General features: G+C 61.8%; 14 protein-coding genes and 1 pseudogene. 8 read left to right on the top strand and 7 right to left on the bottom strand.

Features of this window, described 5'->3' with window-relative positions:
• Positions 1–28 precede the first annotated feature (28 nt).
• The 6 genes and pseudogenes from IFT76_RS07840 to IFT76_RS07815 all read right to left on the bottom strand — a co-directional run bounded on the left by IFT76_RS07840 (position 29) and on the right by IFT76_RS07815 (position 7113).
• A complete protein-coding gene (locus IFT76_RS07840; RefSeq protein WP_192057838.1) occupies positions 29–1519 on the bottom strand; it encodes an aldehyde dehydrogenase in 1491 nt (496 codons plus the stop codon).
• A gap of 1 nt (position 1520) precedes the next feature.
• Positions 1521–2423 carry a dihydrodipicolinate synthase family protein gene (locus IFT76_RS07835; RefSeq protein WP_192057837.1) on the bottom strand — a complete coding sequence of 301 codons (903 nt, stop codon included), beginning with the start codon at positions 2421–2423 and terminating at the stop codon, positions 1521–1523.
• Positions 2424–2474: 51 nt separating this feature from the next.
• Entirely contained in the window at positions 2475–3794 is a 1320-nt protein-coding gene (locus tag IFT76_RS07830) for an FAD-dependent oxidoreductase (RefSeq protein ID WP_192058283.1), read from the bottom strand.
• 225 nt (positions 3795–4019) lie between these two features.
• Positions 4020–5045, bottom strand: coding sequence for a glycine betaine/L-proline ABC transporter substrate-binding protein ProX (gene proX / locus IFT76_RS07825; protein ID WP_192057836.1), 1026 nt, complete (start codon positions 5043–5045; stop codon positions 4020–4022).
• Positions 5046–5086: 41 nt separating this feature from the next.
• The gene (proW, locus tag IFT76_RS07820) at positions 5087–6040 is read right to left on the bottom strand and encodes a glycine betaine/L-proline ABC transporter permease ProW (RefSeq protein WP_122476616.1); all 954 of its coding nucleotides are present in this window, start codon (positions 6038–6040) and stop codon (positions 5087–5089) included.
• Between the two features lie 38 nt (positions 6041–6078).
• Positions 6079–7113: pseudogene (locus IFT76_RS07815) on the bottom strand (quaternary amine ABC transporter ATP-binding protein).
• A 362-nt stretch (positions 7114–7475) separates the two neighbouring features.
• Here IFT76_RS07815 and IFT76_RS07810 point away from each other — a divergent pair.
• The 7 genes from IFT76_RS07810 to IFT76_RS07780 all read left to right on the top strand — a co-directional run bounded on the left by IFT76_RS07810 (position 7476) and on the right by IFT76_RS07780 (position 14618).
• Positions 7476–8435 (top strand): LysR family transcriptional regulator, encoded by a 960-nt coding sequence (locus tag IFT76_RS07810; RefSeq protein ID WP_192052768.1) that lies wholly within the window; start codon positions 7476–7478, stop codon positions 8433–8435.
• A 138-nt stretch (positions 8436–8573) separates the two neighbouring features.
• On the top strand, positions 8574–9935 hold the full coding sequence (locus tag IFT76_RS07805) for an MmgE/PrpD family protein (RefSeq protein ID WP_192052766.1): 1362 nt from the start codon (positions 8574–8576) through the stop codon (positions 9933–9935).
• Positions 9936–10123: 188 nt separating this feature from the next.
• On the top strand, positions 10124–11359 hold the full coding sequence (locus tag IFT76_RS07800) for an aromatic ring-hydroxylating oxygenase subunit alpha (protein WP_192052764.1): 1236 nt from the start codon (positions 10124–10126) through the stop codon (positions 11357–11359).
• A 182-nt stretch (positions 11360–11541) separates the two neighbouring features.
• A complete protein-coding gene (locus IFT76_RS07795) occupies positions 11542–11889 on the top strand; it encodes an ArsC family reductase (protein ID WP_185794249.1) in 348 nt (115 codons plus the stop codon).
• A gap of 35 nt (positions 11890–11924) precedes the next feature.
• Positions 11925–12959, top strand: a complete 1035-nt coding sequence (dapD, locus tag IFT76_RS07790; RefSeq protein WP_122476625.1) for a 2,3,4,5-tetrahydropyridine-2,6-dicarboxylate N-succinyltransferase — start codon at positions 11925–11927, stop codon at positions 12957–12959.
• Between the two features lie 55 nt (positions 12960–13014).
• Entirely contained in the window at positions 13015–14220 is a 1206-nt protein-coding gene (locus tag IFT76_RS07785; protein WP_192057835.1) for an aminotransferase class V-fold PLP-dependent enzyme, read from the top strand.
• The gene (locus IFT76_RS07780) at positions 14217–14618 is read left to right on the top strand and encodes a SufE family protein (RefSeq protein WP_192057834.1); all 402 of its coding nucleotides are present in this window, start codon (positions 14217–14219) and stop codon (positions 14616–14618) included. The genes IFT76_RS07785 and IFT76_RS07780 overlap by 4 nt, the downstream gene beginning before the upstream one ends.
• 147 nt (positions 14619–14765) lie before the next feature.
• Here IFT76_RS07780 and tcdA read toward each other — a convergent pair whose 3' ends face one another.
• Complete coding sequence (gene tcdA, locus IFT76_RS07775; protein ID WP_192057833.1) at positions 14766–15578, bottom strand: tRNA cyclic N6-threonylcarbamoyladenosine(37) synthase TcdA; 813 nt, start codon at positions 15576–15578, stop codon at positions 14766–14768.
• A 633-nt stretch (positions 15579–16211) separates the two neighbouring features.
• Here tcdA and IFT76_RS07770 point away from each other — a divergent pair.
• Positions 16212–16577, top strand: coding sequence for a YajD family HNH nuclease (locus IFT76_RS07770; RefSeq protein WP_043185061.1), 366 nt, complete (start codon positions 16212–16214; stop codon positions 16575–16577).
• The last annotated feature ends 4 nt before the right edge of the window (positions 16578–16581 follow it).

Here is a 16581-nt window from a genome sequence, read left to right as displayed (position 1 = left end):
AGGGTGGAGGGGGCGCTCACTGGCAGGGTTACGACGCGTCGATCCAGATGGTCTTGATCTCGGTGTATTGATCATGAGCCCAGATCGATTTATCACGCCCGCCGAAACCGGATTCCTTGTACCCGCCGAATGGCGTCGAGGCATCACCCTCGCCGAAGCAGTTCACGGTGACGATGCCGGCGCGGATGCCTCGAGAGAGTTTCAGCGCATTGCGCAGATTACCGGTGTAGGCCGACGCGGCCAGGCCGTAGGCGGTGTCGTTGGCCAACTCGATCGCCTGCTCGACGGTGTCGAAGGTGGTCACGGTCAACACCGGGCCGAAGATTTCTTCCTGAAAGAGACGACTGTCGCGCCCGACGCCATCGATGATCGTCGGTTCGACGAACATGGGCGCGCCTTCACCTCCGCCGACCAGAAACTCGAGCTTCTCGTCAGAGGCCTGGTCGATGTAGGAGCGTACCTTGTCGAAGTGAGCCTTGCTGATCATCGACCCCAAACGGTTCTCTGGGTCGAGTGGGTCGCCCATCTGCCAGTCGCGCAGGTGCACGACCACGCGTTTGATGAGTGCTTCCTTGATGTCCTTGTGCACGATCAGCCGCGAAGACGCCGAGCAGTTTTCGCCCATGTTCCAGAAGGCGCCGTTGACCACGTGCTGGGCGACCTGATCCACGTCTTCCACATCGTCCATCACCACCGCTGGATTCTTGCCACCGCATTCCAGCACGACCCGCTTCAGGTTGGATTCGCTGGAGTACTTGAGGAAACGACGACCCGTATCCGTCGAACCGGTGAAGCTGATCATGGCCACGTCCGGATGGCGGCCAATCGGTTCGCCTGCCTCCTGGCCACTGCCCGGAACGACGTTGAAGACGCCAGCAGGAATGCCGGCCCGATACGCAAGCTCAGCCACTCGCAGCGCGCTCAGCGTGGTTTCCTCGGCCGGCTTGACCACCACCGAGCAGCCCGCAGCCAGTGCAGGACCGATTTTCCATGCCAGCATGAGCAGCGGGAAATTCCACGGCAGGACCAGGCCGACGACACCTATGGGCTCGCGCACGACCATGGTCACGGCGCCGGAACCGACGGGCGCAGTGGCGTCGTAGATCTTGTCGGCCAGCTCGGCGTGCCAGCGAATGGTGTTGATGGTTTCGGGAATGTCGATGCCTTGGCATTCACGGACAGGCTTGCCGCTGTCCAGGCTTTCCAGAACGGCCAATTCGTGGGCGTTGTCTTCCAGCAACTGGGCGAAACCGAGCAGTACGGCCTTACGCGCGGCGGGAGACAGCGCGCTCCAGCGGCCATCTTCGAAGGCGGCCTTGGCGCTGGCGACTGCCAGGTCGACATCCTGGCTATCGCAGGCAGCCACATTGGCAAGATGCGCACCGGTTGCCGGGTTGCGGGTGGCGAATGTCCTGCCCGACCGTGCGGGGTGGAATGTGCCATCCACGAACGCCTGGGTACGGTATTCAAGCCGGCCGGCCAGTTCCAGATAGCCTTCTTTGCTCAGCAACTCGGTCATTTCATGCCTCCCCAGTGATGTGGGCAACGTTCTGCTTGAGGGTGCTCACGACGGCGGCAAGCTCGGCCTTTTCGGCTTCTTCCAGGCCCTTGAGGGGCGCGCGCACACCGCCTGCGCGAAGGCCGCTGAGCTCGCTGCCGTACTTGATGGACTGGACGAACTTGCCGGTTTCCAGAAAGTCCATCAGCGGCAACATCGCGGCCATGATGCGCCGTCCCTTGTCGAAGTCCTTGTCGATCACACAGGCTTCATAGAGCGCAACGTGTTCGCGGGGAATGAAGTTGGAACCGGCGCAGACCCAGCTGCGCGCGCCCCAGGCGAAGAACTCGAGCGCCTGGTCGTCCCAGCCGCAGGAAATCTGGATGGCAGGGTGAGCGGTAGCCAGCCGGTGCAACCGCGCCATTTCCCCGGAGCTCTCCTTGATCGCGACGATATTCGGGCAGTGCGCCACGGCCTCGAAGAACTCGTTGCCCATTGCCACACCCATCCGTGCGGGATAGTTGTAGAGCATGATGGGTAGCCCGGCGGCCTGGTCGACGGCCAGCACATGGGCGGCGATTTCATGCTGGGTCGGCAGTGCATAGGGCGGCGACCCCACCAGGATGGCATCGGCCTTGATCTGCCGAGCCTGTTCGGCGAACTGCACCGAGTCTTCGGTGCGGATCGCACCGGTGCCGATCACCAGGGGCAAGCGCGTGCCGATGACGTCCCTGGCCTTTTTGGCCAACTCGATGCGCTCTTGCGGCGAATGCGCGTAGTACTCGCCGGTGGAGCCGCCGATGATCACGCCATGCACTTTCGAATCGATCAGGTATTCGAGCACTTCGGCAAACGCGACAGGGTCGATACTGCCGTCCGCCTTCAGTGGCGTGATGGCGGGCGTGAAGATGCCGTCAAAGTTCATGGTGTAGCCTCCAGTAGTTGAATGTCTGAATCTCGAACACTTCGAAACACGTCAGCTCTCGCGTCCGGCGCGGTACTGTCCCCACCTCAAATTCATGTTCACCCCCGCTGACAGAAACGGTTGCGGCGGGTTGGTATTGGGCCGCGGCGCACTGAGCAGGTAGTCGATCAGGGGGTCGTGTTCGCCGGCCAGCCAGTCGGCGAGAAGCTTCCCGGTGATGGTGCCCCGCGTGACGCCCAGGCCATTGCAACCCAGGGCACCGTAGACGTTGCGGGCCAGCTCACCGAAGAAGCCGTTGTGGTTGCGCGACATCGCCAGGGCGCCGCCCCAGGTGTATTCGAAGTTCACGTGCGGCAACATGGGAAAGCGCACATCGAATGACGCCTTGTGACGACGCACGAAGCGGTCGTTGAATTTCTGATTGCTGCGTCCATCGGGATTGAAGCTGAAGCTGTTGCGAATGAGCAGCCGGTTGTCCGGGGTGCGCCTGACCGTGGTGCCGAAGGGATCCGCCGGAATGGCGCCCCAGAACGGCTTGCCACCCAGCGCCGCTTGTTCTTCCTCGGTCAGCTGACGGGTAATGCTGCCGTAGGTGTAGATCGGCAACATTCGCCCCTGGAGAAAACCGAAACGCATGCCGAACGAGTTGTTGGCCAATACCAGCTTGTCGGCGGTGATGCTGCCATGGGCATGCCTGAGGACCGTCTTGGCGCCATACTCGACATCGGTGATCGGCGTGCGCTCGTAGAGCGTAACGTTCGCAGGCAGGCTGTCAGCCAGGCCTTTGACTAAGGCAGACGGTTGGATCAGCACCGCGCCTGGGGTGTACAGGGCCTTTCGGTAGAAACGCGTCCCGAGGTGATCGGGCAGTTCATCGGCGCCGATCATCTGGTAGGGCTGGTCGAGCTTGTCCAGTCCCCGGCGATACGCTTCAAGTACGGCGATGCCGCGCTCCTCGACTGCCGCCTGATACTTGCCGCAGGCCTTGAGCTGGCAATCGATCGCGTGCTGGCTGACCAACTCCTTCAACGACAATTGCCCAGCCAGGTTCAACCTGAGGCTGATCTTGGCCAGTTCGATATCGCCGATGTAATCTTCAGCGGCAATATCGTGGGGCAGGTCGATGGCGAAACCGGCATTCCTGCCCGAGGGGCCGAGCCCGACTTCCTGGGCCTCCACCAACACGATCTCTTCGTCGGGAAAGCGCAGCGCCAGCTGCCGTGCAGCCGCCAGACCGGTGAATCCTGCGCCTACCACGACCCAACGCGCAGTCCTGTGCCCCGAGTGAGTGGGCATCGGCGTGCGTGGGTAGCTCAGATGAAACCAACCACAGGTCTTGTCGTCCGCAGGCAGCGAAGTAACTTTCATGATCGTGACCATCGATAGTTGAGTTTGCCTGCCGCCAGCATGAGTTCACGGACAGGTAACAGCGCCAATGAGAAGTACGCGCGCAGCCGGACGCGGTCCGTTGATACGTACGTATCGGCAAGGCAGTGCGGTGACAGGGTGTAGCGGCCCTGACGCAATCATCGTCAGGCGTCGCCGGATACAAGCAGGCACAGGGCCCGGCGGGCAGTCGGCCCCTGTGTCATGCGTCTATTTCTTCGCCGCGGCGCGAGCGTCCGCCAGCCAGCCGTCGTATTCGGCCTGGTGCGCCTTGATCCATTCGGCGGCATGCCGCTTGATATCGGCCAAGGACTTTTCACCTTTCTGCATGCGCAAGTTCTGCGCACTTTCATCGGCCGTGGTAATACGCACTTCGGACAGGAACTTGGTGGCCACCGGATTCTCTTCCGAGAACTCCTTGTTCATCACCGCGTAGACGGTGTCTACCGGGAAGCCCAGGTTTTTCCCGTTATAGAAAGTGTCCTTGGATTCCTTGCCATCGGGCAGCGAGGTGAAGGGCACCGGCAGCCAGACCACGTCGCGGCCCTCCACCAGTACGCCGGCGATCCACTGCGGCACCCAGGTGAAGAACAGGATGGGCTTGCCTTGTTCGAAGCGCGCAATGGTGTCGGCCATGAGGGCGAAGTACGAGCCGCGGTTGTCAACCACCGTAGGCTCCAGACCATAGGCTTTCATGTGGTACTCGACCATGACTTCGCACCCCCACCCCGGGTTGCATCCGGTCAGGTCGGCCTTGCCATCGCCATTGCTGTCGAACAGCTTGGCGATTTCCGGCTTCTTCAGATCCGACAGGTCCTTGATGTTGTAGGCGTCTGCAGTTTTCTTGTCGATCATGTACCCCTGCAGTACTCCCTTCATCACTTCGCCGACCTTGACCATCGACTCATCGCCGCCAGCCTTGTTGTAGAAGCCTTCATGCAAGGCGCCCCACTCATGCACGGTGAAGTCCGCGTCACCGTACGACAGTGCCAGGAACATCGCCGGGTAATCGACCTCCTTGGGTGGCTTGACGTTGTAGCCCAGGTCTTTCAGGCCGGCTATGGCCACCTCCCCCCTGAAACGCTCTTCGGCGATGGATGGAAAGATGGGGGTGATCGACTTGCCGTCCCCAGGCTTGTTGGCATCGGCGGCGAACGCCCCGAAGCTCAGAACGGTGCCAAGGACTGCCGCGGCGAGGCTGGCAAGCGCGGATTTCTGGAGGGTTGCAGGGTTCATGAGTCACCACGTTCAAGGGTTAGATAGGGTGAGCAGGCACATCAATGAGTGATCGCAGTTTCGACTGGCTTCTTCTTTTTCAACTTCATCAGCAGACCTACAGGGCCGGTTTCGTACCAGCGCTGACCCGTTGCTAGATCCTTGCTGCGCTCGCCCATGGCCTGGGTGAGTCGATCGAGGAACACGGCAAGCAGCACCAGCCCGGCGCCACCGACACTGGCCAGGCCCATGTCCAGCCTGCCGATACCGCTGAGCACCATCAGGCCCAGGCCACCTACGGAAATCATGGACGCCACCACCACCATCGAAAGCGACAGCATGAGCGTTTGATTGAGGCCGGCCATCATGGTCGGCGCGGCCAGCGGCAGTTGGACCTTCAAGAGCATTTGCGTCGCCGTGCAACCGAACGCCCTGGCGGCCTCGACCTTGTCTTCGGGCACCTGGCGGATGCCCAGATTGGTCAGGCGTACCAACGGCGCCACCGAGAAGATGATGGTGACGATCACTCCGGGCACGTTGCCGATGCCGAACAGCATGACCACCGGCACCAGGTAAACGAATGCCGGCAGCGTTTGCATGGCGTCCAGTACCGGACGAATGATCATCTCGAGCCGATCGCTGCGCGCGCTCAATATCCCCAGTGGAATGCCGATGACGGCACAGAAGACCAGCGATGTGAGCACCAGCGCGAGGGTGACCATGGCGTCCTCCCACACACCGATCAGTCCCAGTGCGGTGAGGGTGGCCAGGGTGAACAAGGCGATTCGCTTGCCGCCGATCTGCCAGCTGATCAGCGCGGCAATGATGATGAACACGGTAGGCGGCGCCGAAAGCAAGCCTGCCTGGATGCCATCGAGTACCTGATCCACCGGCCAGCGAATCGAACGGAATACATCGCGGAAGTTATGAACGAGATACTTGAGAACGCCCTCGACCCATGTCCCGAGCGGTACGTTTATGGTTTTGAAAGGATCCAGAAGATTAAAGTCGGACATAGCCCACCTCAGAGACGACCCGAAAGCTGATCGTGGATTTATCGGCTGCTCAAGCAGTTCAGCAGGTGACCTTGCGAGATGGTCCCCTTGTACAAACCCCCACGGTCCACGACAGGCATGGGCGTGTGCGAGGCGGCAACGAGCGGAACGATTTCGCGCAGCAGCGCATCCGCATCGATAGGCGTGTGTCGACCGGGCTCGTAGACGATGCGGGCGTCCAACTGGGCGATATCGCCCGCGCGCAGGATGCGGCTGGTATCGAACCCTTCGAAGAAGTCCTTGACGTACGTGTTGGCTGGATTGCAGAGCAGTTCGCGCGGGGTTCCGATCTGTACCACCCGGCCGCCCTCCATGATCGCAATGCGATGCCCGATCCGAACGGCTTCTTCAATGTCGTGGGAAATGAAGATGATGGTGCGGTTCTGCTCGGCCTGTAGCTTGAGCAGTTCGCCCTGCATTTCGCTGCGAATCATCGGGTCGAGTGCCGAGAACGCTTCGTCCATCAGCAGGATGGCCGGGTCGTTGGCCAGCGCCCGTGCCAGCCCGACGCGCTGCTGCATGCCGCCGGACAATTGATGCGGGTAGCTGTGTTCTTGCCCGGCCAGCCCCACCTGCCGCAAGGCCACCACTGAACGGCTGTAGCGTTCCTTTTCGCTGACGCCGCTGATCTCGAGGCCGAAGCTCACGTTATCGATCACGCTCATGTGGGGCATTAGGGCAAACGACTGGAAGACCATGCCCATGTCCTTGCGGCGCACTTGCAGCAGATCTTAGTCGGCCAGGCCGGTGATTTCCTTGCCATTGAGGAATATCGAGCCGGAAGTGGGCTCTATCAGCCGGTTGAAGAGGCGCACCATGGTGGATTTGCCCGAACCGGAAAGCCCCATGATCACGAAGATTTCGCCACGCTTCACGGAAAAGTTCGCATCGAACACGCCGATGACCTGGCCCGTCTTCTCGAACACTTCGGCTTTGGAAGCGCCCTCGCGCAACATATTCATGGCCACTTTGGGTTGTGCCCCGAAGACCTTGTATACATTGTGTACGGATATTATATCGTCGGCGTTATTCATACCTTGCCTCCTTCGCGGCAGCACTCATTGCAGTAGGCAAATCATGGCAACGCGAAACATGTTGTAAGGGGCAGTGGTACGGGTAATTGTTCATCGCAACGATTTCCTTGTTTTTTATTCTTACCCCCAGGAATTAGGGTGTTTTTTCAATCTATGCCCAATGTGTATTCAGATCCAACAACATTTACAGCCCTTATTCGATAACGTTGGGTTATAGGTTCTGCATGGGTTGTGCAGCAGGCCTCGGGCATGCCAGCAAGCGACCGAGGCGCATCGAAAACGACACCGAACCGACACGGCGAAGCCAGGGTGCTATACCCTCGCCGCCGACCGAGCACAGCGGTACTGACAGGAGGTTGAGCATGTCGAAGCACGTTGACCCGGATACGATTCTGCTCAAGATGCCTTCGCTGCGTGCAGTCAAGGCCTTCGTGGCCGCCGCCAAGTACGAAAGCTTCACACGGGCTGCAGAGGCGCTGTGTGTATCCCAGGCGGCGATCAGTCGCCAGATCAAGGAACTCGAAGTTCACCTGGGCGCGGCACTGTTCACCCGTGTAGGTCGCGCGGTGGAACTGACCCCGGCAGGGACGCTGTTTTTCGACGCGGCCCATCTGTCGTTCGTCAACATCGCCCAGGCCGCCGAGCGTATTCGTAGCGCGCAATCCGAAAAGCGGGTGCTGACCATCTGTTGCTCACCGGCGTTTTCCGCGCTATGGCTGTCGAGCAACCTGCCGGAATTCTTTGCCCAGAGCGAAGGCATCGAGCTCAACCTGATTACCACGCAGAATTTCCTGACCATGGAGCCCGGCGTCCAGCCGGACGCGTTCATCACCAAGATTGCGCGCATACGCGACGGCTACAAGAACTACCACCTGTGCCACGACCTGATCTATCCGGTGTGCACGCCGGCGTATCTGCAGCAGCATCCGGAGATCACCTCCCTGGACGGTATTCGCGACTCGGCGTTGCTCAACCTGAGTCCCTATGGCCGTTCCCAGGTCGCGGAGCATGTCGACTGGGGGGTATGGTTCGCCTTCCAGGCCATTGACCTGGACGATCGCCCCGCCGCCAGCCCGGCCATTTTCAATGCCAATGACTACAACTTGATCATCAGTATGGTGCTCACCCATCAGGGCATCGCATTGGGCTGGAACCATCTGGTCAGTGGACTCATCGGCAAAGGCCTGCTGGTCAGGCCGATTGCGGATCAAGTGCAGTTGCGCAATAGCTGCCACTACCTGGCGTGCAAGGAAAACTCGGACAACGAAGATGCGTTGCGCAGATTTCGTGAATGGATGCTCGGCAAATTTCCCAGACGGTGACATTCAAGCGCCGTTCAGCATTACTGGACGTTATGCATAGCCCTGCGAAAAAGTTGCTCGCGCCTTGGCGGCGATGCGCTCATCGTTGAATCACGTCGGTCAGCACTGACCTGCAGGATCATTCGAAGGAGCCGCTGGATGTCGCTTTTCCTGTTCTGCCGAGATTTCGATTTTCAACAGGCACCTGCCAAGACCCGACAGATCCTCATGAACAGCCTGCTCGATATTCTCGGGGTCATGGCGGGAGCGACGGGCAACGACACCAGCAAAGCTGTCCGGCGATACGCCCGAGCGCATTACCCTGGGGGCGAGTTCACCAGCCGCATGATCTTCGACGGCCAGCGGGTCAATGTGCTCGGTGCCGGCTGGGCGGGTGGATTCACTGCCGACAGCCTCGACGCTCACGAGGGTCACTTCACCTCCAAGGGCCACGCAGGCGCCACTGTGGTGCCCGCCCTGCTCGCCCTGGCAGATGCGCTGGCCCACCAAGGCAAGCCAGTGAGCGGTCGTGAACTGTTGACGGCGCTGTGTATCGGCTACGAAACCGCCCTGCGCGCAGGCGTCGCATTGATGGCCACCTCGCCGACCTACCATGCCTCTGGCGGCTTCTCGGGCATTGGTGTGGTGTGTGCCGGGGCGAGGATGCTGGGCTTCGACGAATCGACATTCCGGCACGCGCTGGGCATCGCCGAATACTTCAGTGCACGCTGCCCGATGATGCGCGTGGTGCAGTCACCGACCATGCTGCGCGACGGTCACGGTGCCGGCGCATTCGCGGGGCTGAACGCATTGCTGATGGCACGCGAAGGCATGACGGGGGCACCGGCGGAAACCATAGAGGACGAATCCGTCGCGGCGTTCTGGCAGGATCTGGGCCATCGCTGGGAAATCGACAGCCAATATTTCAAGCCATGGCCCGTCTGCCGTTGGGCGCAGCCTGCGCTTACGGCAATGGTGGCACTGCAGCAGGTATCGGGCGGCATCGAGGTCAATCGGATCGAGAAGATTCGCGTCGAGACGTTCTTCGAATCGGTCTGCCTGCAGGGGCACACCCCTGCCAACGCCGACGAGGCGCAATACGCCCTTGCATTCCCTCTGGCCGCGCTTATCGTCCGGGGTAAGGTCGGGCCCGAAGAAGTCACGGGCGCATCGATCTGCGCCCCGGACATTCTCGCCATGAGCGCCAGGATCGAGATCGTGGAAGCGCCGGATCTTTCGGCGCGCTTCCCCGAAGAGATCCTGTCGCGGGTCATCGTTACCCTGGACAACGGTGACGTGCTGCGTAGCCAGACCACCGCTGCCAAAGGTGACCCGGAAACCGCGATGACCATCGCGGAACTCGAGAGCAAGTACGACATGTTCGCTTCGGTATCGCTGGATGAAAAAACCCGTGAAGCGATCAAGGCAGCGGTCAAGAATCTGGCTTCATCGTCATCGGCGGTGGAGGCACTCTCGGGGATCTTTCAGCCGCCGCCCGAACACCTGGGCCAACCCGCCTGAAGTGCGTTGCAGACGGCTCGAAGAAGGGCACGAGGACGCGATCCATTCATAACCTGCCCGCATTGATTGCACGCCTTAAATGTCGTTTGATCCGCCTCGATTGGCGGGTATAGGCTGCGATCAATAGCCAGTCGGCAATGCCGAGCTGCATCTAACCTGGCCCCCAAGGTCTGCATCCTGGAGGAAATATGGATTTCAAGAAAACCGTTTTTGATCTGGTTTCCCAACGCAAGCCCAACCACTCGCTACCGGGCGCGCTCTATAGCAGTGATGAAGTCTATCGCCAGGACCTCGAGCAGATCTGGCACAAGGACTGGATCTTTGCAGGCCATACTTTCGAAGTCGCCAAACCCGGTCAGTACATGACGCTTCAAGTAGGCGATTACCCCGTGGTCATCGTGCGCAGCAAGGACGGCGAAGTCAGAGCGTTCCACAACGCCTGCCGCCACCGTGGGGCCAAGGTGTGCGAAGCCGCGCAGGGCAAGGTCGCCAAGCTGGTCTGCCCGTACCACAAGTGGACGTTCGAGCTCGATGGCAAGCTGCTGTTCGCCGGCAACATGGGCCAGGACTTCGACAAGAGCCAATACAACCTCAAACCGGTGCACTGCGAAGTGGTGAACACTTACATCTACGTGTGCGTAGGTGTAGTCAAACCTGACTTCGAATCGTTCCGAAAGGCTGTGGATCCGTTCGTGGCACCGCACAACCTTGAAGAATGCAAAGTTGCCTTCGAGTCGAACATCATCGAGAAAGGCAACTGGAAACTGGTGTTCGAGAACAATCGCGAGTGCTACCACTGCGACGGCTCGCACCCTGAACTCTTGAACTCGTTCGTGGATAATCTTTCAGTGGGTGGCACCAGCGGGGAAGACGATCCGGAACTGGCGGCATACTGGAACAAGTGTGAAAAGGCCGGCCTGCCCAGTCGCCTGGTCATGGATATCCATGGCCGTTTCCGCATGACCCGGATACCGCTGTCGGCGGGCGCTGTCAGCTACACCATGGACGGCAAGCCTGCCGTCAACGGTCGCCTGGACAAGTCCGGCGAGCCCGACATCGGCGCCTTGCTGTACTTCAACTATCCGTCGACCTGGAACCACTTTCTGGGCGACCACGCGTTGAGCTTCCGCGTGCTGCCCATCAGTGCCACGGAAACCCTGGTGACCACCAAGTGGCTGGTGCACAACACCGCCATGGAAGGTGTGGACTACGATCTGGATCGCCTCACCAAAGTCTGGATTGCCACCAACGACCAGGACAGGACGCTGGTGGAGGGCACCCAGCGTGGGGTCACTTCCCCATCGTTCGAACCGGGCCCGTTTTCCGAAACGGCTGAAACCGGCGTTTGCCAGTTCGATGACTGGTACTGCAATACCCTGCTCGATCGCCTTCAGGGGCCGATCCCTTTGAAGTCGGTTGGCTAGGTTCGAAGCCGGGGGGCATTTGCACCCCCGCGCCCTGTCTGCACAGCGACCGCGTGGCCGAATCACGCGCACCGCCTTCCCTCCTCGCCACGCAAGCATGGCGCTGTCACAGTCGATGCCGCATAATTCCCGGATTCGTTTTCGGGAGGCAGTGGGGCGCATTCGTAGCCCCTCCTAGATCAATGGCTCATATTCTCTACGGCATCAAAGCCTGCGACACCATGAAAAAGGCCCGTACCTGGCTCGACGAGCACCAGGTGGAGTACGCCTTTCATGACTACAAGAGCGCCGGTATCGACCGCGAGCACCTGTCCCGCTGGTGCGACGAGCACGGCTGGCAAATGGTGCTCAACAGGGCCGGCACCACCTTCCGCAAGCTCGGCGACGAACAGAAGGCCGATATCGACCAGGCCAGGGCCATCGAGCTGATGCTCGCCCAGCCGTCGATGATCAAGCGCCCGGTGTTGCAGCTTGGCGACAAGACCGTGATCGGCTTCAAGCCTGATATCTACGCAGCGGCCCTTGCCTGACGCGGGCCCGCACTTATTCTGCACGAGGTAATTCCATGTCCAATTCCCTGTTCAGCCTGGCCTTCGGTGTCGGCACGCAAAACCGTCAAGGCACCTGGCTGGAAGTGTTCTATGCACAGCCGTTGACCAACCCGTCCACTGCACTGGTCGATGCCATCGCTCCGCTGCTGGGTTACACCGGTGGCAACCAGGCCGTTGCCTTCAGCAACACCCAGGCCTCGCAGCTGGCCGAGGCGCTCAAGCACGTCGACCCGGCGCAAGCCGCCCTGTTGACCCGCCTGGCCGAAAGCCACAAGCCGCTGGTCGCGACGCTGCTGGCCGAAGACGCCGCGCTGACCTCCACGCCCGAGGCGTACCTGAAGCTGCATCTGCTGTCCCATCGCCTGGCGCAGCCACACGGCCTGAACCTGGCCGGCATCTTCCCGCTGCTGCCCAATGTCGCCTGGACCAGCCAGGGCGCAGTCGACCTGGCCGAACTGGGTGAGCGTCAGCTGGAAGCACGCCTGAAGGGCGAACTGCTGGAAGTGTTCTCGGTGGACAAGTTCCCCAAGATGACCGACTACGTGGTACCGGCCGGCGTGCGTATCGCCGACAGCGCGCGCGTGCGCCTGGGCGCCTACATCGGCGAAGGCACCACCGTCATGCACGAGGGCTTCGTCAACTTCAACGCCGGCACCCAAGGCCCAGGCATGATCGAAGGCCGTGTCTCGGCGGGCGTGTTCGTCGGCAAGGGCTCGGACCTGGGCGGCGGCTGCTCGACCATGGGCACCCTGTCCGGTGGCGGCAACATCGTCATCAAAGTAGGCGAAGGCTGCCTGATCGGCGCCAATGCCGGTATCGGCATTCCATTGGGCGACCGCAACACCGTCGAAGCCGGTCTGTACATCACGGCAGGCACCAAGGTGGCGCTGCTCGATGAACAGAACCAGCTGGTCAAGACCTTGAAGGCACGGGACCTGGCCGGTCAGCCCGACCTGCTGTTCCGTCGCAATTCGGTCACCGGCGCCGTGGAGTGCAAGAGCCACAAGTCGGCCATCGAACTCAACGAAGCGCTGCACGCTCACAACTAAGTGGCGATATCGGGCCCGGCATCCCTGCCGGGCCTTTTGCCTGGTGTCCTCGACCATGTTCCACGCCTCCCCCTGGCGCTCTGACTTTCCAGCCATCGCCGCCTTGCACCAGCAGCAGCAGACCTACCTGGACAGCGCTGCAACCACCCAGAAACCGCAAGCCCTGATCGACGCCATCGGCCACTACTATGGCTACGGCGCGGCCAACGTACATCGCGCCCAGCATCTGCCGGGATCCTTGGCGACCCGTGCGTTCGAAGCCAGCCGCGAGAAGGTCGCGCGATGGCTGAATGCAGGCAGTTCCGAGCAGATCATCTTCACCCACGGCGCGACCAGTGCGCTGAATCTGCTCGCCTATGGCCTGGCCGAGCAACTGCAGCCCGGCGACGAACTGGTGATCAGCGCCGCCGAACACCATGCCAACCTGCTGCCCTGGCAACAGCTGGCCAAACGTCGTGGCCTGCCACTGCGGGTGCTGCCGCTGGATGCCAGTGGCGTGGTCGACCTGCAGGCGGCTGCGCAGATCATCGGGCCACGCACCCGGCTGCTGGCAGTGACCCAACTGTCCAACGTCTTCGGCGCGTGGCAACCGCTGCCGGAACTGCTGGCGCTGGCGCGTGCACAAGGGGCGATCACGGTGGTGGATGGCGCCCAGGGCGTCGTCCATGGACGCCATGATGTCGAGCGCCTGCAGTGCGATTTCTATGTATTTTCCAGCCACAAGCTGTATGGCCCGGACGGTGTCGGTGTGCTGTATGGCCGGCGCGAGGCCTTGCAGAAGCTTGCGCACTGGCAGTTCGGCGGCGAAATGGTGCACCAGGCCGATTACCAGAGTGCGAGCTTTCATCCGGCGCCCTTGGGCCATGAAGCGGGCACTCCGGCCATTGCCGGAGTGATCGGACTGGGCGCGACCCTGGATTACCTCAGCGGCCTGGACGCCCAGGCCGTGGCCGCACACGAAGCGTGCCTGCATGCACAATTGCTGGCGGGGCTGCACGCGCGCAGCGGTGTGCGCTTGCTCGGCACGCCGCAGATTGCGCTGGCCAGTTTCGTCGTGGACGGCGTACACAACGCCGATCTGGCGCACTTGCTGACCGATCAGGGCATCGCCGTGCGCGCCGGGCATCACTGCGCCATGCCCTTGATGAAGCACCTTGGCCTGTCCGGCGCCATTCGTGTGTCCTTGGGCCTGTACAACGACTCTGGCGACCTGCGCCGGTTTTTCGAGGCACTGGACAAGGCGTTGGAGATACTCACATGACCTTGAACCCACAGGCTGAAGACGCACTTCAGGCTTTCAAGCAGGCCGCCGGTTGGGAACAACGGGCGCGGCTGTTGATGCAGTGGGGCGAACGCCTGGAGCCGCTGGGCGAAGGGCAGAAAGTGGACGCCAATCGTGTGCACGGGTGTGAAAGCGTGGTGTGGTTGGTGGCTGAGCGGAAGGATGAGCGCTGGCACTTCAAGGCCGCCAGTGATGCACGAATGATCCGTGGCTTGCTGGCGCTGCTGCTGGTGCGGGTCGAGGGCCTGGATTCGCAGGCGCTGCGCGAGCTGAACCTGGCCGACTGGTTCGAACAACTGGGCTTGGGCCGCCAGCTGTCGCCTTCGCGCAGCAATGGGCTGAATGCGGTGTTGAAGCGGATGGCCGAGCTGGTGTGAACCTTGTAGGTCCGGTGGGCGAGCCCTTCGCGGGCAGAGGGCTCGCCGCCCGCCCCGCTCCCACAAAAGGCGCATGCATCATACTACCCCTGTGGGAGCGGGCTCTGCCCGCGAAGAAGCCGCCGCGGCGTTATGGCTACCTCTCCCTCAGACTCCCGCCTTGACCCTATCCGCCGGACGCCGCACCCCGGCCACGATCTTGTCGACCGCCTTGGTCGCCGCCACCATGCCAAAGGTCGCCGTCACCATCATCACTGCCCCGAACCCCCCGGCGCAGTCCAGCTTCACCCCGTCACCGACGAAACTCTTCTGCAGGCAAATGCTGCCATCGGGCTTGGGGTACCGCAGCTGTTCGGTGGAGAACACGCAGGGCACGCTGTAGTGGCGCGTGACCGTGCGTGAAAACCCATAGTCGCGACGCAAGGTCGAGCGCACCTTGGAGGCCAGTGGATCGTTGAACGTACGGTTCAGGTCGCAGACCTGGATCAAGGTCGGGTCGATCTGCCCGCCGGCGCCCCCGGTGGTGATGATCTGGATCTTGCGCCGCTTGCACCAGGCGATCAGCGCGGCCTTGGCATTCACGCTGTCGATGCAGTCGATCACGCAGTCGATGTTCGGCATGATGTATTCGGCCATGGTGTCGCGAGTGACGAAGTCCGCCATCGCGTGCACCGTGCAGTCGGGATTGATACCGCGCAGCCGCTCGGCCATCACCTCGACCTTGGGCTTGCCCACGGTGCTGTCCAGCGCATGCAACTGCCGGTTGGCATTGCTGACGCAGACGTCGTCCAGGTCGAACAGCGAAATCTCCCCCACCCCGGTGCGAGCGATCGCTTCCGCCGCCCACGAGCCGACGCCACCCACACCGACGATGGCCACGTGGGCGTCACGCAGGCGCTGCATGCCCTCCAGGCCATAAAGGCGGGCAATGCCGGCGAAACGGGGATCTTCTGTACTCATCACACGGCACCTCAAAAAACCGGCGCGCAGTATACACCACCGCCCAATGTAGGAGCGGTCATCGGCCGCGAAGGGCGCACCGCGGTTCGCCTGATACACCGCACCGCCCTTTTCGCGGCCACGGACCGCTCCTACGGACGAACGCTGCACCATTCCCACCGTAGGAGCGGTCATCGGCCGCGAAAGGCGCACCGCGGTCTGCCTGAAGCACCGCAGCGCCTTTTCGCGGCCACGGACCGCTCCTACGGACGAACGCTGCACCATGCCCACCGTAGGAGCGGTCATCGGCCGCGAAAGGCGCACCTCGGTCTGCCTGAAGCACCGCAGCGCCTTTTCGCGGCCACGGACCGCTCCTACGGACGAACGCTGCACCACGCCCACCGTAGGAGCGGTCATCGGCCGCGAAGGGCGTACCGCGGTCTGCCTGAAACACCGCAGCGCCTTTTCGCGGCCACGGACCGCTCCTACGGACGAACGCTGCACCATGCCCACCGTAGGAGCGGTCATCGGCCGCGAAAGGCGCGCCGCAGTCTGCCTGAGGCACCGCAGCGCCCTTTTCGCGGCCACGGACCGCTCCTACGCGAGGGAAAACGTTAATATAGCGCCTGACCGTCATTATCCGAGGTGAACCCCATGAGTTCGTCCACACCCCATACCGCCAAGCTCGATCGCATTCTCGCCGATGCCCAGCGCGAGCGCGAAAGCGGCTACCGCGACAAGGCCCTGCGCATGTACCCGCACGTGTGCGGCCGCTGCGCCCGCGAGTTCGCCGGCAAGCGCCTGAGCGAGTTGACCGTGCACCACCGCGACCACAACCACGACAACAACCCCCAGGACGGTTCCAACTGGGAACTGCTGTGCCTGTACTGCCACGACAACGAGCACTCGCGCTACACCGACCAGCAGTACTACGCCGAAGGCTCCACCAGCAGCCCGACCATCGCCAAGGCGACCCACAACCCCTTCGCGGCCCTGGCCGGATTGATGAAAAAAGACTGAGCGA

Origin of the sequence: Pseudomonas sp. CFBP 13727 (assembly GCF_014841915.1) — a bacterium.
In the GTDB taxonomy this organism is placed as follows: domain Bacteria; phylum Pseudomonadota; class Gammaproteobacteria; order Pseudomonadales; family Pseudomonadaceae; genus Aquipseudomonas; species Aquipseudomonas baltica.
The sequence above is the reverse complement of the archived record's forward strand: the minus strand, read 5'-3'. Positions and strand labels throughout refer to the sequence as shown.